A 21,754-nucleotide genomic window follows, 5' to 3' on the forward strand; every position below is an offset into this window, starting at 1 on the left:
CCGGCCACCGGGGGCGACGCCTCGCTCACTGTGCGCGCTCCAGTGCGTCGAGCACGGTTTCGGGCGTGATCGGCAGCGCGTCGATCGGTGCGCCGACGGCGTCGGCGACAGCATTGGCGATCGCGGCCGCCACCGGCACCACGGGAGGCTCAGCTGCGCCCTTGGCGCCGAAGGGACCGGCTGGGTCGGCGTGCTCCATCACGATGGCCTCCACCTTGGGCACATCCACCGCAAGCGGGAGCCCGTGTTGCTTGAAGGTGCGCTGAACGTAGCGGCCGTGGTCCAGATCGACCCGCTCGCTCAGGGCGAAACCCAAGCCCTGGGCGACGCCGCCTTGGATCTGCCCGATGACGGCGTCGGGATGAATCACCCTGCCGACCTCCTGGCACACGATGTACCGGTCCACTGTGACGTGGCCAGTGACAGCGTCCACGGTCACCTCTGCCTGATGCAGGTGATAGGTGGGCGTGGGCCACCCCTTGATGAGCATGCCGGTGGCGCACAGCGGTTCATGCGGTGGAGTGGGCGTGACATAGGAGGCGCCTGCAGCGATCGGCCCATCGGTCCACGTGGCCGCCTGCGCGATCTGGCCCAGCGTGATGCTGGCGGTCGGCACGCCCGCCACCGAGATCACGCCGTCGGTGATCACGAGATCCTCCGGCGCGGCCTCGAGCATCTGCGAGGCCCGGTCGAGCACGTGACTGCGCACCTCTGCTGAAGCGTCGGCGATAGCGCGGCCCACCACGTGGGTGGTCCGGCTGCCCTGCGACCCGGCGTCATAGCCGGTGGCGTCAGTGTCGGGCATGGTCACCGTGACGTGCTCGGTCGCCAGGCCCAGCGCCTCAGCCGCGATCTGCCGCAGCCCGGTGGCAACGGCACCCGAGCCGTTCTCGGTCGCCGAGGTGATCACGGTGGCGGTGCCGTCCTCGTTCAGCTTCACAGTTGCATGGCCCGGCATCGGGTTCGTCAGCCAGATGGCAGCCGCCTGCCCGACACCTCGCAGTTCGCCTGCACCAGCGTCCCGCCACCCAGACAAGTCATCCACTCGTTCGAAGGCCTCTCGCAAAATCGACACCTGTTCGAGGGCCTGGCCGTTGCGCATCAGGTCGCCGTCCCGCGCCAGCGAGGCCAGCCGGAACTCCCGGCGGTCACGGCTCAGCGCGTCGGCGATGGCATCCATGTGCCGCTCGTTGGCGAACACCAACCACGGTCCGTTGACGCCCCGGTAGGCACCGGTCGGAGCCGTGTTCGTGTACACGTTGCGCGTGCGGATCCGGGCGGTTCCCACCCGGTAGATCGATCCGAAGACGAACATGGGAACCGACGACAGCGCCGGGCCGTTGTTGGCGTAGGCGCCGCTGTCGGACACGATCTCCACATCGGTCGCCAGGATCGTGCCGTCACGTCGCACAGCAGAACGCACCGCAGTGATCGCATTGGCCCGGCACGGCGCCACCAGCCGTTCTTCGAGCGCAGTGTGCTGCATGCGCACCGGACGTCGGTAGCGCTGCGCCAGCAGCGCCGCGAAGGCCTCGAGACTCACATCGAGCTTGGCCCCGAAACCGCCGCCGATGTGATGTCCCACCACACGCACAGCTGACGGTGCGACACCCAGGATCTGCGCGACCCGATCGCGCAGGCGGAATGGGTACTGGTGGGAAACCTCGATGGTGAACCGGCCCGAGGAGTAGGTGGCCAGCGCCATCTTGGGTTCCAGGTGCGCCTGGTACTGCCGGGGAGTGCGATAGGTGCCTTCCACCACGAAGTCCGCCGCCGCGAACGCCTCGTCGAGATCGCCGGGGTCGTGCACGACTTCGGCGACCACGTTGCCGTTGCGCCCGATGTCGGCACCGCCCGTGACTGCGAAGCGGTTCCAGTCGGGATGCACGAGGCGCGCACCTGGTGCCAGCGCCTGTTCCGGCGTGGACACAGGCTCGACCGGCTCGATGTCGATGGCGACCGATCGGGCTCCGGCTTCGGCCGCGGCTCGGCTCTCGGCAACCACGATCGCGACCGGTTCGCCCTCATAGGCGACGTAGTCCGCTGCCAGCATGGGCGTGTCCGACACGATCACACCGGTTCGCCAGTCCGGCACGTCAGCGGCAGTCACCACCTCCAGCACCCCGTCGATCCTGAGAGCGGGAACCGGGTCGATCGCTCGGATCCGGCCTGCGGCTGCCGGCGAACGGGCAAGCGCCGCCCACAGCATTCCGGTCCGGGACAGATCGGCCCCGAAGACTGCCTGGCCGCGCAGCTTGGCATCTGCATCGTTGCGGTCTGGGCTGGTTCCCAACGCGCTCATGACGCCACCGCACGGGCGGCATCGAGTGCCGCTTCGACGATCTGCTGGTAGCCGGTGCAGCGGCAGATGTTGCCTGCCAGCGCCTGCCTGACGTCCGCCTCGGTCGGCTCAGACACCTCCTCGAGCAGGGCCGTGAGCACCATCAGCACCCCAGGTGTGCAGTAGCCGCATTGGACCGCTGCGTGGCCCACGAATGCCTGCTGCAGCGTCGTCAGGTCGCCCGCCCCAGCCAATCCTTCGACCGTCCGAACGGACCGGCCGTCCGTCGAGCCGGCGGCCAGGATGCAGGACGCGACCGGCCCTCCGTCCACCAGCACGGTGCAGGCGCCGCACTCGCCTTCGCCGCAGGCCTCCTTGGGGCCCGTGAGGCCCAACCGGTCCCGCAGCGCTCCCAGCAGCGTCTCAGCGGCATGCACGTCGATCTGGCGTGCTCGATCATTCACGACAAGCCGGATCGATACCTCCTGCGATGGAGATGGCGCAGGCATCAGGCGTCCGCCCCGGAGATATCCGCGCTGCAGCGCCGGGCGAGCCGGTCGAACAGACCGGGCAACACGCGCCGGCGGTACTGCGCCTCAACCGAAACCCCAGGTCCCACCGCATCGGCCAACGCCAACCCTGCTTCGGTGAATGCGCCGAGTTCGCCGCTGAGTTGAGTGCCCAGCAACGCCGATTCCGCGCCAGGTACTCGATGTGCAGATCGGTCACCGCCGCACATCGCGATGCGGATTCCGCTGATCACACCGCTCGGAGCAACGTCGAGCCGGAGCGCCAGGCCGACGACGGCCAGGTCCATGGCGCTGCGGCGTGCCACCTTCAGGTATCCCTCAGCACTGCGTTCGCCGAGCGGCTCCAGCTCGACGGCGCGCAGCAGCTCAGTGGGTCGCAGCACCGTGATGCCCGGGCCTTCGAGGAACTCCTCCAACCCGATGCGACGTCGACCCGACTTGGACACGAGCGTCAGCTGCGCGTCAGCGACAAGCAAGGCGGGCAGCGTGTCAGCCGTCGAGGCTGCTGTGCAGATGTTGCCGCCCAGGGTCGCGACGGTCTGGGTCTGCCAAGCCCCTACCGCGGCGGCCGCCTGGGACAGTGCCGGATGTCGTAGCGCGATCAGCGACGCAGTGGCGAGCCGTCGCATCGTGACGAGCGCGCCGATGCTTGTCACCCCGCCGATTTCGGAGATGCCCTGCAGCCCCTCGATCCCCCCGATGTCGATCAGCGCTGCATGGGCCTGCTCGCCGCGCAGGTATTGGGGCATGACGTCGGTTCCGCCAGCGAGGACACGACCCTCAGTGCCCCATCGGGAGAGCTCGTCGACTGCCTCGGCGACGCTGCGGACCCTGCGGTACTGCACCACCGACCCTCCTACGCCTCAGGAATCCCAAGATGCACTGAGGGCGGCGTGCTGATCGAGCAATGCCGGAAGCTGCGAAATCGGGCGGCGGCCGAACCCGCACTCGGTGGCGAGGCCGAAGCGGGGCACGTGCCGTGAGGCCGTGGCGATCCGGCGGCGAGTCCCCTCCTGCCCGCCCGTGACATGCACCAATCCGAGATACAGCTCGGTCTCGTCGGGAAACTCCACCGCTGCAAGCGCTTCGAAGTACGCATCGTCATCTCGCTGCTTGGGCACAGGCAGGTGGATCCAATTGATGCGGCGATTCACTCGTTCCAGCAACGTCTGGGCTGCCCACGCCAGATGGCTGGTGTCGCTGGGCTCGACGAAGTGCTGGTGACCGGCGTCGCCGTAGCACAGGTGGTAGCCCATCTCGACCTCGCCGGGCACGAGATTGCCGAGATACGCAATGTGCGCTGCGATGCCCTCACGCGCCTCGACGCCGTTGCTGCCGGTGTCCAGGAAAGTCCACAGGCCTTCGAGGATCCCGAACTCGATGCAGGCTTCCCATTGGATGGCCAGACGGTCGTTCGGGATGCCATCGAGAATGCGTGCGAGTTGAGCCTCCATGGCCGTGGTCCACGCGGGGAGCACAGCGGGGCGTGACATCTCCGCCACATAGAGGGTGACCACGCTGAGCGGCGACGGCAGTCCCACCATGAACCGCACGTTGGGCGGCAGCGTGCCGGCGCCCTGGGCTGCCGCGAACCGCTCCCACGAGGCGAGCGCCGCATCCGCGTACCCCAGATCGACCAGTTCAAGCGGTCCCGCGCCCTCGACTACCTCGTGCTGAGGGACCTCGCGCCCCAAGTACGCCGAGTTCACCGACCTGGTCTCGAGCTGCGGGCATTGGGACAGCTTGGGGAACTGCCAGGCAATCCAAGTGTCGCGCTCGCCGATCTCGCCGTCGGGCACGCGGCGCAAGTGGCCTGCCAGATGGTCCCGCACCAGCGCGAACAGCTCGTCCGGCTCGCTGACAGGAGCGCTGCCGACCAAGTGAGCACCCTGTACTCGAGCCATTGCCGGCCTCCTACTCTCCTGTGCGCTCGCGAGCCGCAGCGGGCCGCTCGGCCTGTTGGGACGCCTCGATGCCGGCCTCGCGGTCCAGCGGGAAGGGCGCCATGCCGTCGGGACCGGGCGGCGCCATCTCGGGCGGGAACATCGCGAAACCGGATTCGTCCCGCGGCTTGCGATCGAGATTGAGCCCGCGCGTGTTGGCGCCCTTGGGCGGCTCCACCGGCACGTCATCGAGCACCTCTATGTCCACCCACCACTTCTTGGCCTCGTTGATCTCCCCCCGACCGAGCTTGTCGTCGAGTCGTGCGATCCACGATCGGGCAAACGGCAGCTTCATCGCCGCCCACTGAAACGGCCGCTCGGCCAGCACACCTTCAATGTTGTAGGGGCACGTCTTCATGCAGCGCCCGCAGGCCGAGCCGCGCATGTTGGTGATGCGGTAGCGGGCGCAGCGGTCCACGTCGGGCTTCCACATCTCGTAGCCGTTGAACATCACCTTGTCGCCGAATCGGATGGCGCCGACCGGGCACTCGCGGGCGCACTTCGTGCACTTGGTGCAGAAGTCCTGCAAGCCGAAGTCGATGGGGCGATCCGGCGTCAGCGGCATGTCGGTCGTGATTGCGCCGGACTTGAAGCGCGGCCCCACAAACGGGTTCAGCACCAGCTCGCCGATGCGGGACAGTTCGCCGATGCCGGCGGACAGCAGCAGCGGGATGTGGTTGATCTCGTCGTCGGCGGCGGTGTGAGCCTGCGCGGCATAGCCGAGCCGGCGGATCTGCGCGGCGATCGCGTTGGCGATGATCGATGCCCGCAGGTAAGCCCGCATCGATTGGGCACCGCTGATCCAGTCGTCGCCCGATGCGCCCTCCATGGTCTCGAAGCCCTGGTCGAGCACGAACACGATCGCATTGCGGTGCAGATGCTCGATCGGCGAACCGTCGGGGCGGTGCGAATACCAGGCGTATTCGGGCGCTTCGCACACGCCGGTCATGTCAGCGCCGATGAAGTGACCCAGCGCCTTGACGGCATCGGCGTTGGCATCGGCATCATCGACGCCGGGACCGATCTCGGGCGCAGCGTTTCCTCGCTGCAGCGGCACCAAGCGCCGCAGCATCTCCTGCGAGGCGATGCCGTGCGGCGCCTTGCGGATGAACCGAGCGACCTCCTTGCGCGGCCGGGGACCGAGGTCGCCGGCGCCCGCCCGGACGAAGAAGTTGTGGCGGGCTGCGGGTCGCTTGACCTCGTCGGCGATGACGAGCGTGGTCGGCTCGTCGACGCGCTTGACCTTCTCCATCGGGTAGCGGCCGAGATGCCAGGGGCGATGGCGCCCGTCCAGGCGGCTCCACCCCGGCCGGGTGCCGCCCCAGCCCAGCCAGTGCTTGGCGGCGATGCGCAGATTCTGCAGCGCATTGCGTCGAGCGAGGGGGCCGTCGGGTGTCAGCTCCAAGTGCGTCGTCACCACCGCGACGGCAAACCCCCGCTTCAGGAATGGGTGACCGAGGCCGCGTCGGCCGGCCTCGAGCACACCGGCCTCGACAGCTACGCGGCAACGGTCGACATCGGAGGCCGCAGCGGTGTGTGCAGTGGCGCTGTATCCAAGGGTGCCGAGATAGCGGGTGAGCACGGTGGCGATCTCCGTGGCGCGCAGGTCGGCATTGTCCTGCTCGGATCCGCTGATCCAGTCATGCCCCGGCTCGCCCGGCCGGATGGGTCGCCCGAATCCGACGACGATGGCGATGGCGCTGCGGTGCCCCTCGATCGGTTCGCCACTCCAGCACGCCGGTGACGGTTCGCAGATGCCTGCGAGGTCGGCATCGAGGAAGAAGCAGTACCCGCGCATGTTGTCCACTGCGGCTTGGGCGCTGGGCATCGGCGCGGGAGCGGCTAGGACATCTGCCGTTCGGCAAGCGACGAAGACCTCCACGATGTCGCCATAGGTGCGCGAGACACTCCATTCGCCGGGTGCCATGCCCGATTCAGGCAGTTTCGGCAGCACTCCCCCGCCGTCGACGCTCCCCGGGGCGCGCCGGGGCAGCAGCTCAGTGGGCAGTGGACCAGACGCCGCCGGGCGTCTGCGATGCGAGAACAGGCGCATTCAGTCGGCGGCGACGGGGGGCGTGGTCTCGCTCATGCGATCCCACACCACCTGGTCAGGCAGGTTCATCACCATGTCGTAGTGGTCCTCTGGCATCAGCCGCGGCATGCCGGTGTCCGAAGCGGGCTGGGGCACCGGCTCGGCAGGACGGGCGAATTCCGCCGGCTGCTTCAGCGCCTCGAGTTCGGCGGTAGAGATGCCGCACAAGTCTTGAACTTCGGGATCCACCCACTGCTCCACCGGAATGGCCGAGCCGCACGCCACCTCGAGCGCCAGCCCCTCGGGGCCGGCGAAGTAGATGGACTGGATGAAGCCGTGGTCGATGGGGCCGAACACCTGCACACCGCGGTCGCGGATGCGGTCGCGCAACGCCATCAGGTCCTCGAACGTGTCCACGTTGAAGGCCACGTGCTGCATCGTGCCGGCAGTCACCGGCTCCCCCGGACCGCCGGCGTGGGTGACGCCCAACTCGACGTCCTTGGCATTGTCGGGATGCTGAACGAAGGCGACGTAGCTGTCGGGGGCGAGCTCCACGAAGCCGTGGTAGGTGCCGTCAACACCGTGCATCCAGTACAAGGCCTTCAGCGGCAGACCCAGCACATCGCACCAGAACTCCAGCTGGCCCTTCATGTCCCGCGTCGACAAAGCCAGATGGTTCACGCCATTGGGATGCAATGCAGTCATTCGAGCCGCCCCCTGCTGCAGATCTCTCCTGACTATATGTCTTGAGGATTCAGGGCGACCAACCTGAGTGCGCTCAGGATGTTTCAGCCGTGTGCGCCGCCTTGCTGGCCTCGTACCCCTCCAGCATCTCGATGAACCGGTTCGGGTTGTAGATGTCCTCCTCGTAGCTCCACAGGCCATCGCCCGCGTACTTGAGGAGCGAGAAGTTGTACTCCCGATGGTCCGATCCGTCGCCGGGGTCGCCCATGCGATTCCAGATCTGGCACACCACCCAGCCCCGCTCCTCGTCGATGATGTGCCACTCGATAGGGAACTCGACCATCTCAGATCCCGGCCACTCGCTCATCTGGGACTGGATCCACTCGTAGATGGTCTCCCGCCCGATCATCGTGCCGAAGAAGTGCTCGACATACGTGGCGTCCTCGGTGAAACAGTCAGCCCAGTCGCGCCAGTCGCCGGTCTGACCCGCCTTCTTGCTCGCCGCCTGGTAGGTGGCCAGCGCCTCTTCGATCTCGTCTCGGCTCCATTGGCTCATGGCTGGTCATCCTCGGTTCTTGCCTGGGGAGGCCGAAGCGTAAGCGGCGGGGCGCTCAGGGCGCCGCCAGCGGGGCCATCACGTGCTCCGCGAAGAGATCGAACGAGCGGTCCACCTCGTAGGCGGACAGGTCGCCCCACGCGAAGACGCCCACGAAGTAGTCCGTGCCGGCTTCGGAGGCGAACTGCTCGCAGTGCTCGCGCACTGTCTGCGGCGAACCGACCACGACGGCCTGGAAGTGCTTGGCCTTGTCGTAGTCGCCGCCGAGCGTCGGGTCATTCGGCGGCGTCATCTCGTGGCGCCTGAACAGCCGTGTCAGATGCTCGGTGAACGCAGCCCAGGTGCGGCGCCCGATCTCGTCGGCCTCTCTGTCAGTAGGCGCCACCACCAGTCGCCGCAGGCCGCCGATCATCGGCGAGTGGTGCCGGCCGATGCCGTCCGCGCCGAGGAGTTCGCGGTAGCGGGCGGTGCTCGCAGCCACGGCGGCAAGCGGCCCCGCGGCCATGGTGCGCACGCCCATCTCGGCGGCGGTCTCCAGCTGGCCGGGACGCCACAGCGGCGGGTAGGGCTTCTGGTAGGGCTCGAATTCGATCGGCACGTCGCGGAATTCGTAGAACTGCCCGTCGAAGCTGAAGTTCCCGCTGGTCTGCATGGCCGCCAGGATCAGCTCCAGCGACTCGTCGGTCTGCGCGATGGCATCATCGGGGTCGAGGCCCCACAGCAGGTGCTCGGGCACGCTGATGCCCTTGCCGAAGCCGAACTCCAGCCGGCCCTCGGAGAGCTGGTCGAGCATGCACAGCTCCTCGGCCAGCCGGATCGGGTGATAGAAGGGCAGCAGGTGCACCAGCGAGCAGATGCGGATGCGGCTGGTGCGCTCGATGGCGGCCGCCAGGAACACGTTGATGCTGGGCGCAGCGTCGAGCGGGATCAGGTGGTGCTCGGACTTGTGCCAGCCCCACACGCCGGCCTCTTCGGCTCGAACCAGCAAATCCAGGCGGTGCCGGTACAGCTCATGCCACGGCACATCTCCGGGCTGTTCGAGCTGGTCGAAGATGCCGAACCGCATGAGGGGCGAGCGTAGTAGTGGGACTGGGCGCGCAGCCGGGACGCCGGTTGGCCGCGCTCGAGCGGCTGTTCAGATGATGGCGCTCTCGACGAACGGCGTCCGATCGACGATGCGCCGGTAGCCGAGCGGCGTCAGGTCCAGCGTGCGGTACTTGCCGTAGGCGATCCACTCCGACACGGCCCGGCCGATGGCCGGTGACTGCTGCATGCCATGGCCGGAGAACCCGTTGGCGAAGATGAAGTTCTCGATCTCGTGGTGCGGGCCCACCACCACGTTGTGGTCGAGCGTGTTGTAGGCGTAGTGGCCGGCCCATTGGCGGGTGACCTTGAGGCGTTCGAAGGCAGGAACCCGATGGGCCAGCACCGGCCATACCTTGGCTTCGAAGATGTCATGGTCCATGGCGAAGTCGTCGTAGCTGACTGCGGGGTCGACATCGGGGGTGCAGCCGCACATGTAGGCATCGCCGTCGCTTCGCATGTGGACGCCGGTGGGGTCGATGGTCAGCGGCAGAGCGGCGTCGAGCGCCTCGGCTGCGTCGAAGACGAATGTGAAGCGTTTACGGGGTTCCACCGGCAACGTTGCACCCACCATCCGGGCCACTTCAACGGCACGCGGCCCGGCGGCGTTGACGAGCGTGCCGCAGCGAACGGTGCTGCCCGAGGCCAGAACCGCTCCGCTGACGCGACCCGAGTCGCGGGCGAGGCCGACGACCTCGTCGGTGACGTACTCGACGCCGTTCTGGCGAGCCTTGCGGCGCCACCAGTCGAACATCGTGCCCGAGTCGAAGTAGCCCTCGTCGGTCAGGTTGTGGCTGCCGCAGATGATGTCGTCGACGGCGTAGAAGGGATAGGCGGCCTTGATCTCTGCCGGGTTCATGATGCGGGTGTCGGCGCCCAGCGCAGCCTGGATGGCCTGGTTGCGGCGAAGTGTTTCCGCGAACTGCTCGTCGCCTGCGAGATACATGTAGCCGAAGTGGTGGGTGAAGATGTCGGGGATCTCGGGATCGCCGCCGAGACGCTCCCGGAAGTTCCGCACAAAGTCCGCGCTGAAGCGAGAGATCTGCACGTTCAACGGGTTCGAGAACTGCTGCCGCATGCAGCTGTTCGTATGCGTGGTGGATGCATTCGCATAGCTCGGGTCGCGTTCGATCACCAGCACCGAGCCGTCGAAGCCAACGCAGGCGGACAGCGCCCAGGCGATCGACGACCCCATGACCGCCCCGCCCACGATGACCACGTCGTAGGAGTCACGTCGTGGTGCGTTGGACGCAGCGGTCATTGGTTACGGTCCTGTCGTGCGATGGGACGGCTCGGCGCCGTCAGATCATGGCAGCCGCGCACGCCAGAACAGGAATGACGGGGCCGCCGCAAGCCCATCCGGAACAGGGAGACGGCATGAGACTGCAGGGCAAGGTGGCGCTGATCACCGGCACCGGCAGCGGGATCGGACGGGCCACGGCGCTGCGCTTCGCGGCCGAAGGCGCTCAGATCGTCGCTGTCGACATTGCCTCCTCGAACGAGGACACCGTGGCCGAGGTGCAGGGCGCCGGCGGTGAAGCGATCGCAGTGCACGCGGATGTGTCGGTTGATGCGGACGTGGCAGCTGCGTTCAGCCGGGCGGAAGAGGTGTTCGGCGGGCTGGATGTGGCGTTCAACAACGCCGGAATCATGCTCGACGACGACACCGACGCCATCGCAACCGGCGAGGAGACGATCAACCGCACCTTCGGCGTCAACATCAAGGGCGTGCTGTACGGCTGCAGGCACGCCGTCGAGGTGATGCGACGGCGGGGAGGCGGTTCCATCATCAACACCGCCTCGTTTGTGGCATCGGTGGGCGCGGCCACGCCGCAGATCGCCTACACCGCTTCCAAGGGCGCCGTACTGGCGCTGACCCGTGAGTTGGCGGTGGTGCACGCACGGGAGAACATCCGCGTGAACGCCCTCTCGCCCGGGCCGCTGCGCACCGAGATGCTGATGTCGTTCCTCGACACGCCCGAGAAGAAGCAGCGACGGCTGGTTCACGTGCCGATGGGCCGTTTCGGAGAAGCCGATGAGATGGCATCCGCGGCGCTGTTCCTGGCATCGGATGACTCGTCCTACATGACAGGCGCCAACCTCCAGGTCGACGGCGGTCTCACCGCCGCCTACGTCACGCCCGAGTAGCGCGCGGTCGAACCACCGCCGGCGCGGCCATCGGGGTGCCCAGCGAGCAGAACTAGTGTCCGGGCGCAAGAGCCGCGGTGGCAGCTGCAGCTGCCGCCAATTCGACAGCCGGAGGGCGAGATGCTCGGTCCGTATCGGGTGCTGGATCTCACCGACGAACGCTGCTGGTTCGCCGGCAATCTGCTGGCACAGCTCGGCGCCGATGTAGTGCTCGCCGAACCGCCCGGCGGCTGGCCGCGTGGCTATGCGCACGATGCCTACAACCGGGGCAAGCGCTCGGTGACGGTTGCAAGCGCCGCTGACGTCGCGACGCTGGCAGCGACTGCCGACATCGTGCTGCACAACGACGGGACGCCGTTCGAGATTGACCTCGCAGCGATGCGGGAGTCGAACGACCAGCTGATCACCGTGCACATCACGCCGTGGGGCGAAACCGGACCGAAGGCCGACTGGCAAGCGAACGACCTCGTGCTGTTCGCATCCAGTGGCCAGCTCGCGGTCACCGGCGACAGCGACCGCCCGCCGGTGCGCATCAGCATCCCGCAGGCCTGGCTGCATGGCTGCGCGCAGGCCGCGGTAGCGACGCTGGTTGCCCTCGAGCACCGGGCGCGCATCGGCCACGGCCAGCACATCGACCTGTCAACCCAGCAGGCCGTGTGCGAGACCGCGCTCTCCGCAATCCTCTACGCCCCTGCGGGTCTCGCAGAGGTGCAGCGCGAGGCCGGCGGCGTGCGCTTCGGCGACCTCATGCTGCGCACCATCTACCCCTGCAAGGACGGCTACATCATCGTCACCGTTGCCTTCGGCCCGATGATCGGGCCGATGGTGAAGCGATTCCTGGCGTGGATGCATGCCGAAGGCTTCTGCGACGAGGAGACCTTGAACAAGGACTGGGTGAACTTCGCCCTGCAGCTGCAGACCGGTGAGGAGACGGTCGATGTCATCGAGGGGCTGATGGACGACATTGCCCGCTTCTGCGGGACCAAGACCAAGGCCGAGATGATCGAGCGAGGTCTGCAGGACTCGTTGCTGATCTGTCCGGTCAACACGCTGCAGGATGTGCTCGACAGCCCCCAGCTGGCAGACCGGGACTTCTGGGACGACGTCGACGGCACTCGGATGCCCGGCAGGCTCGTGCTGGCGGGCACCACCCCGCTGCAAGCCCTCGGCGCCGCACCAGACGCGGGGCAGCACACCGCCGAGGTCATGGCCGAAGGCGACTGCCGGCACGCTTCGGCAACTGAGCCGTTGCCCGCCGATGCCCGCCCCGACAAGCCGCTTGCGGGCCTGAAGGTGGCGGATCTGGCGTGGGTGGCGGCAGCACCGCTGGCAACCAAGATCCTGGCGCACTGGGGAGCAACCGTCGTGCGGGTTGAGACGCAGAACCGGCCGTGCCTGCTGAGGGGCGCACTCGGGCATCGCGACGACGTGCCCGATCAGGAGAACGCCATCGCCTGGCACTCCACCAACGCCAACAAGATGACAATCTCGCTGAATCTGGGCAAGCCCGAAGCCCGCGACGTGGTGCGTGACCTTGCCGCATGGGCCGATGTGGTCGTCGAGTCGTTCACACCCGGCACCATGGCCGCCTGGGGCCTGAGCTACGACGATCTGCGCGAGGTCAATCCCGACCTGGTCATGGTGTCGAGCTGCGTGATGGGCCAGACCGGGCCGTTCCGGCAATTCGCCGGCTTCGGGAATATGGCAGCATCGATCGCCGGCTTCTTCGACATCACGGGCTGGGCCGACCGCGGGCCGGCCGGCCCGTACCTGGCCTACACCGACTACTGCTCCCCCAGGTTCACGGTGTGCGCCCTGCTGGCGGCGCTCGACCACCGGCGTCGCACGGGCGAAGGCCAGCACTTGGACTTCTCCCAAATGGAGGCTGCGGTGCATCTGCTGGCACCGGCGATCGCCGAGCTGCAAGACACCGGCGAGATGCGCTCACGACGGGGCAACGCCGACGACGAGATGGCGCCCCACGGCGTGTATCTAGCGAAGGGCGACGACGAGTGGATCGCTATCGCGGTAGAGGATGACGAGCAGTGGCGCTCGCTGGCAATCGAGATGCGGCACGACGACGTCGCCGATCTCGACGCTGCTGCCCGCCGGGAGCGTCGGGCCGAGCTGGACGAGATCGTCGCCGCGTTCACCTCGCGGCAGAACGGCCCAGGGCTGATGTACCGCCTGCAAGCGCACGGTATTCCTGCCCACCATGTACAGAACTCGGGAGCGTGCTTCAACGACCCGCAGCTCGCACACCGGCAGCACTTCCAGTGGATGCCGCATGGCTTTGCGCGCAGCACCGTCGTCGACGGGATGCCGTACACCCTCTCGGCAGCACACAATGGGTTCGAGTGGGCAGGGCCGATGTACGGCGAGCACACGATGGAGATCCTCGAAGACCTGCTCGGCTACGACGGCGACCGCATCGCAGAGCTGGCCGTCGCCGAGGCCCTCGAGTGAGCGTGTCCCGCCGACGTCCGCTTCTGGAGTTGGCTGTCGGCGACATCACCACCGAGCAGGTCGACGCGATTGTGAACGCCGCCAATGAGACGCTGCTCGGCGGAGGTGGCGTCGACGGTGCCATCCACCGGGCGGCCGGGCCTGCGCTGCTGGCGCACTGCCGGACGCTCGGCGGCTGCCCGACCGGCCAGGCCAAGATCACACCCGGCTTCAGGCTGGCCGCCGGCTGGGTGATCCACACCGTGGGGCCGATCTGGCGCGGAGGTCACCAGGGCGAGCCCGAGCTGCTGGCCTCGTGCTACCGGGAATCGCTGGCCCGGGCGGATGAGGTCGGCGCCCGCTCGGTCGCGTTTCCGGCAATATCCACCGGCGTCTACGGCTACCCCGCCGCACCCGCCGCCAAGATCGCCGTCGCGACTGTTCAATCCGCTACGACTGATGTCGAGCTGATCCGCTTCATCTGCTTCAACAACGATGCCCACACTGCATACGAGGCCGCACTCAGCGATTGAGGACGAATGAGACCGCGTCCGGCAGTCGCGCTCGGGTTGGCGTTGGCCGCCAGCGTCGTGCTCTCGGTCTCGCTGCAGAGGCCCGTTGCTGCTCACACCGGGCTGGAGTCGTCGCATCCTGCCGAAGGCGAAACCGTCAGCGAGCCGATTTCGGCTGTTTCGCTCACGTTCAACCGCCCGGTCGAGCCTGCCGGCAACGGTCTCACGGTGTTCGATGCGCACGGTGTGGAGCACCGGCCTGACTCGCTGGGTTCAGCGGACAGCCAGACCTGGCTCCTGGAGTTTGAGCCGCCACTGACGGGTGGAGAGTACGAAGTCCGCTGGCGAGTTGCAGCCGAGGATGGACACATCGTCGAGGGCGCATTCAGATTCACCGTCGACGTTGCCGGTACCGGGTCATCGGCGGAGCAGTCCCCCGATTCGACCGCAGCTCCAGCGGCGGAGTCCACTGATCAGACCGTCGCATCCGCCGACGTCGTCGAGGAACTGCCGAACGCGACGAGCAGGACGGACGCTGCACTGCCGGGATCGACGGCACCCGCGACCGCTCTGCACGCCGAAGGCGAGATGTCGCCCGTGATCACAACGACGCCCTCGGGATCGGTGACCCCGGACGCCACAACCTCCACGGCATTCGACACTGTTTCTGACAGCAGACCGCTGCAACGCAGCTCAGGAGCGCCCGGTGCCGGGCGACTCGCCGACGCTGCACGAGTCTTGGGGCTGCTGGCGACATTGGCCATCGTCGGCGGACTCGCGTTCATGTCATTCGTCGTGCGAGACGAGTTGTCAGAACGAGCCCGAGTGCACCGTGTGCTCCCCATCAGCGGCGCTGTGCTCGTCGTCGCCGCCGTAGCAGCCGGGCTGACCCAAGCGGTGATTCTCGAAGACGACTGGGCCGCCGTCATATCCCTGGACGCGATCGCCGACGCACTCTCCGCGCCCTTCGGCGTCGCGTTGGGCTTGCGCATGCTCGGCGGCCTCGCGGTGCTCACCGCGCCTCGTCCCGGAGCTAAGGGAGCAGGCCGGGCTCGATTGCCGGCCGTCAGTCTGATTGGCGCAGCACTGGTGATCGTCTCGTACTCGTTCGACGGTCACACCGTCACCGAGGGCCCACGGTGGCTGCACGCTGCTGCAAACGCGACGCATGTGTACGCAGCCGCCGTGTGGAGCGGGGGCCTGGCCTTGCTTGCCGACCTGCTCCGACGCCGTCGCGACGGAGCCGATGTCATTCGGCCGTTGATGCGTTTCTCGCAGCTGGCATCTGTGTCGCTGGCGATGACGGCGGTCGGCGGAACGATCATGGCGGTGCTCGTAATGGATCGATTCGCCGACCTATGGTCAACGGCGTGGGGCCGCCTGCTGATCGCGAAGATCGCACTCGTGGCCGTGGCGGTGCTCCTCGGGACACGCAACCGCTGGGTCCACATGCCCGCGGCGACGCAGGTCTTCGGCCGAGCCCCTCCGGCACTGCGTACGAACGGCTGCGCCGAATTGTGGTCGTCGAGGCCATCGCGCTCGGGTGCGTCGGCATCGTCACGGCGTTCCTGGTCGGCGCCTCCGCGCTGTGACGAAGACCCTCGTCCCGACCCGCATCGCTGCCGCCGCTTTCGCAGCTGTCGCGATTGCCGTCGCCTGCGGTGCCGATGCGAGTGATGCCGGCGAGAGCGCAGTCGCCGATCCGTCGCCCACGACCGCAGCCACAGCCGCAGCGGAGCCTGCAGACGATGTTGCCGCGTCGGTGCCTACAAGCGCGGGCGCTGCGCTGGCAATTCCCGACGGCGCTGCGGTGTACCAGCAGTACTGCGCCGAGTGCCACGGGGTCGACCTGCGCGGCACCGACAAGGGTCCGTCGCAGCTCTCCATCATCTACGAGCCGAACCATCACGGCGATTACGCATACCGCGTAGCGATCCGTGAAGGCACCCGAGAGCACCACTGGTGGTTCGGCGACATGCCGCCGGTCGAAGGCATCACCGATCTCGAGATCGAAAAGGTGATCAGCTTCATCCGGGCTGAGCAGCAGCGCCTCGGCTTCGAGCAGTGAACTGCCGTCACACGTGCCGAGGCGAACCCGGCGATCTAATCTCCCTCCGCTGAGCGAACTAGGAATGCTTACGGTTCGCATCGATCGCAGGAGGGATCATCGTGGCCAAGCGAATTCTGCTCACTGGAGCGTCGACGGGAATCGGGAATGCAACCCTGCAGCGACTCGTCGCTGATGGCCATGAGGTCGTGAACCTCGACGTCAAGGACGCCCCTGAGGGGGCCGCCGAACATCACCACTGCGACCTGTCCGATCCCGCCTCCATTGACGAGGTGGTTGCTGGGCTTGACGGCTCGTTCGACGGGCTCGGCAACATCGCCGGGGTGGCCGGCGGCATGGGCGCCGAGCTGGTGCTGCGCGTCAATGTGTACGGGCTGCGCCACATAACCGAGACGCTGCTGGCGGCCGGCAGGCTCAATGACGGGGCATCGATCGTGAACATCGCGTCGCTGGCAGGGATGGTGTGGAACCGCCACCTCGACCGCATCGCCGAGCTCGACGCCGCAGAGGACTTCGCTGCGGGCATCGAGGTCGCCCAGTCCTACGAGCGAAGCGGCCCGGCTGCATACACCCTGTCGAAGGAGTGGGTGGTGTCGTACACCAAGCACCTCGCCGGACGCCTGGTGGGTCGAGGCATCCGCGTGAACTCAGTCAGTCCGGGACCGGTTGATACCCCTCTGTTTCCTTTCTTCGAGCAGGACACCGGCGCCGAGCAGATGGCATGGCTGAACGAACAGGTCGGCAGGGTCGCCACGCCAGACGATCAGGCACAGGTGGTCGCCTGGTTGCTCGCCGGTGAGAGCGGTTGGGTGAACGGCATCGATCTGCCGGTGGACAACGGCCTGTCTGCCGGCATGACAGTCGGCTGGGCCAACCCCAAGGACTCGCCCGCGTCACGCTCCCGCCGGAGCTGAACTGCGGTCTTCAAGCCGTCGCCCGGAGGGTTGCCGCTAGTCGGGCTAGGACGTCGCTTCACCGATCTGGTCACGCGTCAGCTCGATGCCGAACCCAGGCGCGGCGCTGGGCACCAGCCAGCCGTCATCGGGCAGCGACATGCCAGGGGTCGAGCGCCAGGCATTCATCAGCGACTCGCCGGGCGGGCAGCCCACGTACATCTCCGCCCAGCGGTTCTGCGGCAGCGCATGGCTGAGGTGCTGGCCGTAGCTGTCGTTGCATCCGGCATGCAGCGCCAGCTCGATGCCAGACGCAGCCGCGATCGCCGCGATCCGCAGCACGGCGGTGGCGCCGCCGACCCACTGGATGTCAGGCTGCAGCACATCGACCAGGCGATGCTGCGCTGCGTAGGCAAACGCCCGATCCGAGAGCCAGCGCTCGCCCGCTGCGAGCATCTGGCTCGGCAGCCTGCGGCGCACATCGGCGAAGCCCGGCCAGTCGTCGGGCGGGGCATAGTCCTCGATCCACGTCAGCCGGTACGGCGCCAGTGCCTCGCCGAGACGCACCGTGTAGGAGGCATCCAGCGTCGACCAGCAGTCGAGCATGAGATCCGCGTCGGCGCCGAGCTCTGCGCGGGCGTTCGCCACCAAGCGCTCGGTCGCAGCGATGCCGGCCGTTGCTGACCCGGGTCCGACCGAGCCGGCCAGCTTGAACGCGTCGAAACCCCGGCGGCGCGCATCGTCGAGGTCGTTGCCGGTCGCGTAGCAGCGAGTGCGTTCGCGGGCAGGCCCGCCGATGAGCTCGTACACGGGACGTCCGAGGATCTTGCCCTTGAGGTCCCACAGCGCCAGGTCGACTGCGCTGAGCGCGTAGGCCGCGAGTCCCGCTGCTCCGAATGCGCTGTTGGCGCTACGGCTCATCATGTTCCACAGCCGTTCGGTGGCCAGTGCGCTCTCGCCCACGATCATCGGCCCGTAGAAGTCGTTGATGATCGGCGCCGCCGGGCCGGCGTGACACGTCATGCCCACACCGAAACTGCCGTCGGAAGCCGTGACGACGCACAGGACTACGTCCCACGACGGCTCGAAGCGGCCGGCCTGGCCGGCGAAGGCGCTGTCATAGGACAGCGGATGCATCATCCCCGCCGAGTCCCACGACACCGTGGCAGGAGCAGTGCGCCCCAGCACCTCCGGCCGCCGCAACGGAGCCGCAGTCACCTCGGTGATCGTGGGCGTCATTTCCGCAGCGTACGGCTCGCGCAGCGACCCAAATTCGCCAGCTCGGCTACGTCGCAGCCAGCTCGGACATCCGCGCCAACACGTCGACACCGAGCTGGTCATAGACGTGCAGCAGGTCGATGAGCACCCAGTTCTCGCGGATCTTGCGGTCGACTGAGCCATCGGGAAGCATCTCGCTCTCGATGCGCCAGAAATCCAGGCTGCGCATCGTGATCTCCTGGCCGGACGCCGCGATGCCAAGCCATCCGTCTCCCGTCACGGTCATGGCCATGCCCGGCCACCCTGTGACGCCGACGTAGGCGCCGTCGCCGAAGAAGTGACCGTCGCCGGCGTAGCCGCCCCGACGGTCGGGCATCGCTCGCAGGAACGGGATCTGGTGAAACCGGCGGAACCCTTCCACACCGCGACCGGTGCCGATGCCGTGGGGGCCGTACCAGCTGAACCTGGGGTGCCACCAATGCTCGAGACGCATCTCTTCGACCGGCTCTCGTGGATGTCGCCCCATATCGGAGAGCATGCCGATCACGTGATCGACGCTGGCCTGCGATTCCGCTTCATCACGTGACCCCGAGGTGAGACCATCGGCGGTTGCAGGGGACGGCACCAGCCAGTCGCGCCCGAGGCTCGGTGTCATCGGCCAGACACCGGCAGCCATCATGACCTCCGGCACGTCCCAGACAGCCTGCATCTCCACCACTCGCTGTTCGGCGAACCGGAAGAACTCGTGGTAGCGCAACGCAGTCGGCCGGCCCGTGGCGGGAATACCGAGCCACGGCCGGGCGAAGGTGCCCATGTAGGACCCGGCGCAGCCGACCCACTGGTGACCACCGGGGTCTGCGCCGGCGATACAGATGTAGTCGCGCCGTTCGAGGTCAGGCCAGGCCGCTGCCAGCGGGGCAAGTGCCTCGCCGTAGAGGCCGTCAGGGCCGTCGAGATCTTCGAAGGGATGGGTGAGATGTACAGCGGCGTCGGGTGCGAACAGCGTTCGCAGCGCCGCCTGCACGCCCGTGGGGTCATAGTCATACAGCGCAGCTCGCAGCGGCGACAGCAGCGCTTGGTGGCCGCGGTGCGGATCGGCCCCTGAGTTCATGCGTTGATAGCCAAGTGGCTCTGGCGGTCGAAGAAGTGCAGATTGCGCACGTCCACGTTGACTCGTATCCGGTCGCCCACCCGGGCACGGGTCTCCGCTGCGAAGCGAGCGGTGCAGCGGCCCGTGTCTCGCATCTCGTCGAGCGCGTCGGGATCACCACTCTCCACGCCCTGCGCGTTGAGGTTGAAGTGAACAAGCGTCTCCGCGCCCAGCGCTTCGCGCACGTCCACGACCGCATCGAGACGTTGGTCGTCGGGATGCTCGGCAGCCACTGCTGCGTCCTCGAGGTGCTCGGGCCGGAAGCCCAGCACGATCGGCTGATCGAGATACCCCGCCAGCGCCGGCCGCGCAGCGACGACGTCGGCCGGCATAGACAGGTGCTGATCGCCCAGGTCGATCTGGCAATCGCCGCTGGAGTCATCGCTGCGACGAAGCGTCGCCTCATACAGGTTCATCGAAGGTGAACCGATGAACGCCGCTACGAAGGCATTGGCGGGATGCGCGTAGAGATCCTCGGGTGAGTCCACCTGTTGCAGCACGCCGTCCTTGATGACCGCCACCCGGTCACCCATCGTCATGGCCTCCACCTGGTCATGGGTCACATAGAACGTGGTGACACCGAATTCCCGCTGGATGCCGGCGATGTCGGCCCGCATCTGGACTCGCAGCTTGGCGTCGAGATTCGACAGCGGCTCGTCCATCAGGAACAGCTCGGGTCGCCGCACGATGGCGCGCCCCATGGCAACTCTCTGGCGCTGACCGCCCGAGAGCTGAGCCGGCTTGCGGTCGAGGTAGTCCGTCAGCTCCAGAACGCGTGCGGCTTGGCGCACTTGCTCGTTGCGCTCGGCTTTGGACACTTTGCGCAGCTTGAGCGGAAAACCGATGTTTTCCGCGACCGTCATCTGCGGGTACAGCGCGTAATTCTGGAAAACCATCGCGATGTCGCGGTCCTTCGGCGCAACATCGTTCAGCAGGCGATCGCCGACGTACAGATCGCCGCTGGTGATCTTCTCGAGTCCGGCGATCATGCGCAGCGCCGTGGACTTGCCGCAGCCTGATGGCCCGACGAGCACCAAGAACTCGCCGTCGTCGAGCGTCAGGCTGAGGTCAGTGACCGCTTCGAATCCGTTCGAATACACCTTGGTCAGCTCACTCAATGTCACGGTTGCCATCAGAACTCCTCGATTCCCAAGAGCTGGCGCATCCGATCCAAGGGCCGCAGGCCTTGCTGGGAGAGCCAGTGCAGCAGGTCGATGAATACCCAGTTGTCGGCCAGCTTGTCGCCCTCGCGCCGGTACACATCCACCACACGCATCTCCGCCTGCCCGCTGGCCGGCAGGCCCAGATAGCCGCCCCGTGGACGGTTGCTGACATTCGCCCACCCGAACCAAGCCGCGTAACGGCCTTCCGCAATGCGGGCGATATGGCCGTGAAACTCCTTGTCTCCCAATCCGAAACGGAACGGATAGGAGTGCTGCTGCTGGTAGCGCTCGATCGTGTACGACGAGCCGATGCCGTCGGGACCAATCCACAGCATGTCGGGGTGCCAGCAGCGAGCGAGCACCTCGGCAGGCATGCGATCGGTGCCCTGTTCACGAGCGATCCGATTCGCTTCGTCGAGATCGCCTGCCATGCGCCAGGCCAGCTCGAGCGTCTGGGTGGTCTCGTCGGGATCTTGCGCGTCAAGCTGGACGCCGTCTGCGGTGCGCGGACCGAGATAGATGCCCGGCTGCCCGGTGGCGGGCGGCAACGGGTACTGGCCCGCCTGGCGCATGACGGCAATCAAGTCCAGGAAGAGCGCTGACTCTGCAATCCGGTCGCCCTCCACCCGGCTGAACTCGACATAGCGGACTGGCGTCGCCCGGCGAGTCGGCGGGATGTCCAGCCATGGGGCATCGAACAGTCCGAGGAAGTGTCCCATCGAGCACACCCAGGTCGACGCACCTCCGTCGGCGTCGTTGTCGCCGGCCAGAAAGACATCCATGCGCCGTTGCAGCGGTGCCATCGCTGCGTGCAGCGGCCCCCAGAACACTTCGACCACCGCCCCCGCGCCATGCTGCTCGTAGAAGGGGTGCATGCCTCGCCACAGGAAGTCCTCGGTCACGCTTGACGCCAGTGCGGCAGTGAGGTCGTCGATGGCATTGCCTGCCTGCTGGCGGGGACTCGCCAGCACGCTGTCGAACTTGCGGTAATAGTCCAAGACCACCGACTTCACATGCTGCAGGTGGCCAGAGGCGTCGTCAGCCATCG

19 protein-coding genes are annotated in these 21,754 nt (G+C 67.3%); 6 read left to right on the forward strand and 13 right to left on the reverse strand.

Going from position 1 to position 21,754, the window contains the following annotated elements; all coding sequences use genetic code 11:
* Positions 1-25: 25 nt before the first annotated feature.
* From ACOGI5_RS13300 to ACOGI5_RS13340, 9 genes are all read right to left on the reverse strand, one after another.
* Entirely contained in the window at positions 26-2,302 is a 2,277-nt protein-coding gene (locus ACOGI5_RS13300; RefSeq protein WP_419864889.1) for a xanthine dehydrogenase family protein molybdopterin-binding subunit, read from the reverse strand.
* Positions 2,299-2,790, reverse strand: coding sequence for a (2Fe-2S)-binding protein (locus ACOGI5_RS13305; RefSeq protein ID WP_419864890.1), 492 nt, complete (start codon positions 2,788-2,790; stop codon positions 2,299-2,301). Before ACOGI5_RS13305 ends, ACOGI5_RS13300 begins: the two co-directional genes overlap by 4 nt.
* On the reverse strand, positions 2,790-3,659 hold the full coding sequence (locus ACOGI5_RS13310; protein ID WP_419864891.1) for an FAD binding domain-containing protein: 870 nt from the start codon (positions 3,657-3,659) through the stop codon (positions 2,790-2,792). Before ACOGI5_RS13310 ends, ACOGI5_RS13305 begins: the two co-directional genes overlap by 1 nt.
* A gap of 15 nt (positions 3,660-3,674) precedes the next feature.
* Entirely contained in the window at positions 3,675-4,715 is a 1,041-nt protein-coding gene (locus ACOGI5_RS13315; protein WP_419864892.1) for a hypothetical protein, read from the reverse strand.
* A 10-nt stretch (positions 4,716-4,725) separates the two neighbouring features.
* Entirely contained in the window at positions 4,726-6,681 is a 1,956-nt protein-coding gene (locus ACOGI5_RS13320) for a 4Fe-4S dicluster domain-containing protein (protein ID WP_419864893.1), read from the reverse strand.
* A 126-nt stretch (positions 6,682-6,807) separates the two neighbouring features.
* Positions 6,808-7,491, reverse strand: a complete 684-nt coding sequence (locus ACOGI5_RS13325) for a VOC family protein (protein ID WP_419864894.1) — start codon at positions 7,489-7,491, stop codon at positions 6,808-6,810.
* Between the two features lie 73 nt (positions 7,492-7,564).
* A complete protein-coding gene (locus ACOGI5_RS13330) occupies positions 7,565-8,026 on the reverse strand; it encodes a nuclear transport factor 2 family protein (protein WP_419864895.1) in 462 nt (153 codons plus the stop codon).
* Positions 8,027-8,081: 55 nt separating this feature from the next.
* Positions 8,082-9,092: an LLM class flavin-dependent oxidoreductase gene (locus ACOGI5_RS13335; RefSeq protein WP_419864896.1), complete on the reverse strand. Its 1,011-nt coding sequence runs from the start codon at positions 9,090-9,092 to the stop codon at positions 8,082-8,084.
* 69 nt (positions 9,093-9,161) lie between these two features.
* A complete protein-coding gene (locus ACOGI5_RS13340; protein ID WP_419864897.1) occupies positions 9,162-10,370 on the reverse strand; it encodes an NAD(P)/FAD-dependent oxidoreductase in 1,209 nt (402 codons plus the stop codon).
* 116 nt (positions 10,371-10,486) lie between these two features.
* Here ACOGI5_RS13340 and ACOGI5_RS13345 point away from each other — a divergent pair, with 116 nt between their 5' ends.
* From ACOGI5_RS13345 to ACOGI5_RS13370, 6 genes are all read left to right on the forward strand, one after another.
* Positions 10,487-11,257, forward strand: coding sequence for a glucose 1-dehydrogenase (locus ACOGI5_RS13345; RefSeq protein WP_419864898.1), 771 nt, complete (start codon positions 10,487-10,489; stop codon positions 11,255-11,257).
* 120 nt (positions 11,258-11,377) lie between these two features.
* Positions 11,378-13,723, forward strand: a complete 2,346-nt coding sequence (locus ACOGI5_RS13350; protein WP_419864899.1) for a CoA transferase — start codon at positions 11,378-11,380, stop codon at positions 13,721-13,723.
* Positions 13,724-13,725: 2 nt separating this feature from the next.
* Complete coding sequence (locus ACOGI5_RS13355; RefSeq protein WP_419864900.1) at positions 13,726-14,235, forward strand: O-acetyl-ADP-ribose deacetylase; 510 nt, start codon at positions 13,726-13,728, stop codon at positions 14,233-14,235.
* A 6-nt stretch (positions 14,236-14,241) separates the two neighbouring features.
* Positions 14,242-15,891: a copper resistance CopC/CopD family protein gene (locus ACOGI5_RS13360; RefSeq protein WP_419864901.1), complete on the forward strand. Its 1,650-nt coding sequence runs from the start codon at positions 14,242-14,244 to the stop codon at positions 15,889-15,891.
* An 85-nt stretch (positions 15,892-15,976) separates the two neighbouring features.
* A complete protein-coding gene (locus tag ACOGI5_RS13365; RefSeq protein WP_419864902.1) occupies positions 15,977-16,282 on the forward strand; it encodes a c-type cytochrome in 306 nt (101 codons plus the stop codon).
* Positions 16,283-16,383: 101 nt separating this feature from the next.
* Positions 16,384-17,196 (forward strand): SDR family oxidoreductase, encoded by an 813-nt coding sequence (locus tag ACOGI5_RS13370; protein ID WP_419864903.1) that lies wholly within the window; start codon positions 16,384-16,386, stop codon positions 17,194-17,196.
* Between the two features lie 45 nt (positions 17,197-17,241).
* Here the strand turns inward: ACOGI5_RS13370 and ACOGI5_RS13375 are convergent, their stop codons facing one another.
* From ACOGI5_RS13375 to ACOGI5_RS13390, 4 genes are read right to left on the reverse strand one after another with little or no spacing between them, the layout of a single operon-like run.
* Positions 17,242-18,414, reverse strand: a complete 1,173-nt coding sequence (locus tag ACOGI5_RS13375) for a mandelate racemase/muconate lactonizing enzyme family protein (protein ID WP_419864904.1) — start codon at positions 18,412-18,414, stop codon at positions 17,242-17,244.
* A gap of 46 nt (positions 18,415-18,460) precedes the next feature.
* On the reverse strand, positions 18,461-19,504 hold the full coding sequence (locus ACOGI5_RS13380; protein ID WP_419864905.1) for an ester cyclase: 1,044 nt from the start codon (positions 19,502-19,504) through the stop codon (positions 18,461-18,463).
* Positions 19,501-20,676 (reverse strand): ABC transporter ATP-binding protein, encoded by a 1,176-nt coding sequence (locus ACOGI5_RS13385; protein ID WP_419864906.1) that lies wholly within the window; start codon positions 20,674-20,676, stop codon positions 19,501-19,503. The genes ACOGI5_RS13380 and ACOGI5_RS13385 overlap by 4 nt, the downstream gene beginning before the upstream one ends.
* Positions 20,676-21,752 carry an ester cyclase gene (locus ACOGI5_RS13390; RefSeq protein WP_419864907.1) on the reverse strand — a complete coding sequence of 359 codons (1,077 nt, stop codon included), beginning with the start codon at positions 21,750-21,752 and terminating at the stop codon, positions 20,676-20,678. Before ACOGI5_RS13390 ends, ACOGI5_RS13385 begins: the two co-directional genes overlap by 1 nt.
* Positions 21,753-21,754: the final 2 nt, after the last annotated feature.

Origin of the sequence: Candidatus Poriferisodalis sp., from assembly GCF_965208925.1 — a bacterium.
In the GTDB taxonomy this organism is placed as follows: Bacteria; Actinomycetota; Acidimicrobiia; order Acidimicrobiales; family Poriferisodalaceae; genus Poriferisodalis.

What these genes read in the sequence shown, in the direction of transcription:
- ACOGI5_RS13390 (WP_419864907.1), bottom strand. Translation starts at nt 21,752, where the DNA reads ATGGCTGACGACGCCTCTGGCCACCTGCAGCATGTGAAGTCGGTGGTC.
- ACOGI5_RS13380 (WP_419864905.1), bottom strand. Translation starts at nt 19,504, where the DNA reads ATGAACTCAGGGGCCGATCCGCACCGCGGCCACCAAGCGCTGCTGTCG.
- ACOGI5_RS13335 (WP_419864896.1), bottom strand. Translation starts at nt 9,092, where the DNA reads ATGCGGTTCGGCATCTTCGACCAGCTCGAACAGCCCGGAGATGTGCCG.
- ACOGI5_RS13300 (WP_419864889.1), bottom strand. Translation starts at nt 2,302, where the DNA reads ATGAGCGCGTTGGGAACCAGCCCAGACCGCAACGATGCAGATGCCAAG.
- ACOGI5_RS13345 (WP_419864898.1), top strand. Translation starts at nt 10,487, where the DNA reads ATGAGACTGCAGGGCAAGGTGGCGCTGATCACCGGCACCGGCAGCGGG.
- ACOGI5_RS13305 (WP_419864890.1), bottom strand. Translation starts at nt 2,790, where the DNA reads ATGCCTGCGCCATCTCCATCGCAGGAGGTATCGATCCGGCTTGTCGTG.
- ACOGI5_RS13340 (WP_419864897.1), bottom strand. Translation starts at nt 10,370, where the DNA reads ATGACCGCTGCGTCCAACGCACCACGACGTGACTCCTACGACGTGGTC.
- ACOGI5_RS13320 (WP_419864893.1), bottom strand. Translation starts at nt 6,681, where the DNA reads ATGGCACCCGGCGAATGGAGTGTCTCGCGCACCTATGGCGACATCGTG.
- ACOGI5_RS13360 (WP_419864901.1), top strand. Translation starts at nt 14,242, where the DNA reads ATGAGACCGCGTCCGGCAGTCGCGCTCGGGTTGGCGTTGGCCGCCAGC.
- ACOGI5_RS13385 (WP_419864906.1), bottom strand. Translation starts at nt 20,676, where the DNA reads ATGGCAACCGTGACATTGAGTGAGCTGACCAAGGTGTATTCGAACGGA.
- ACOGI5_RS13375 (WP_419864904.1), bottom strand. Translation starts at nt 18,414, where the DNA reads ATGACGCCCACGATCACCGAGGTGACTGCGGCTCCGTTGCGGCGGCCG.
- ACOGI5_RS13315 (WP_419864892.1), bottom strand. Translation starts at nt 4,715, where the DNA reads ATGGCTCGAGTACAGGGTGCTCACTTGGTCGGCAGCGCTCCTGTCAGC.
- ACOGI5_RS13325 (WP_419864894.1), bottom strand. Translation starts at nt 7,491, where the DNA reads ATGACTGCATTGCATCCCAATGGCGTGAACCATCTGGCTTTGTCGACG.
- ACOGI5_RS13330 (WP_419864895.1), bottom strand. Translation starts at nt 8,026, where the DNA reads ATGAGCCAATGGAGCCGAGACGAGATCGAAGAGGCGCTGGCCACCTAC.
- ACOGI5_RS13350 (WP_419864899.1), top strand. Translation starts at nt 11,378, where the DNA reads ATGCTCGGTCCGTATCGGGTGCTGGATCTCACCGACGAACGCTGCTGG.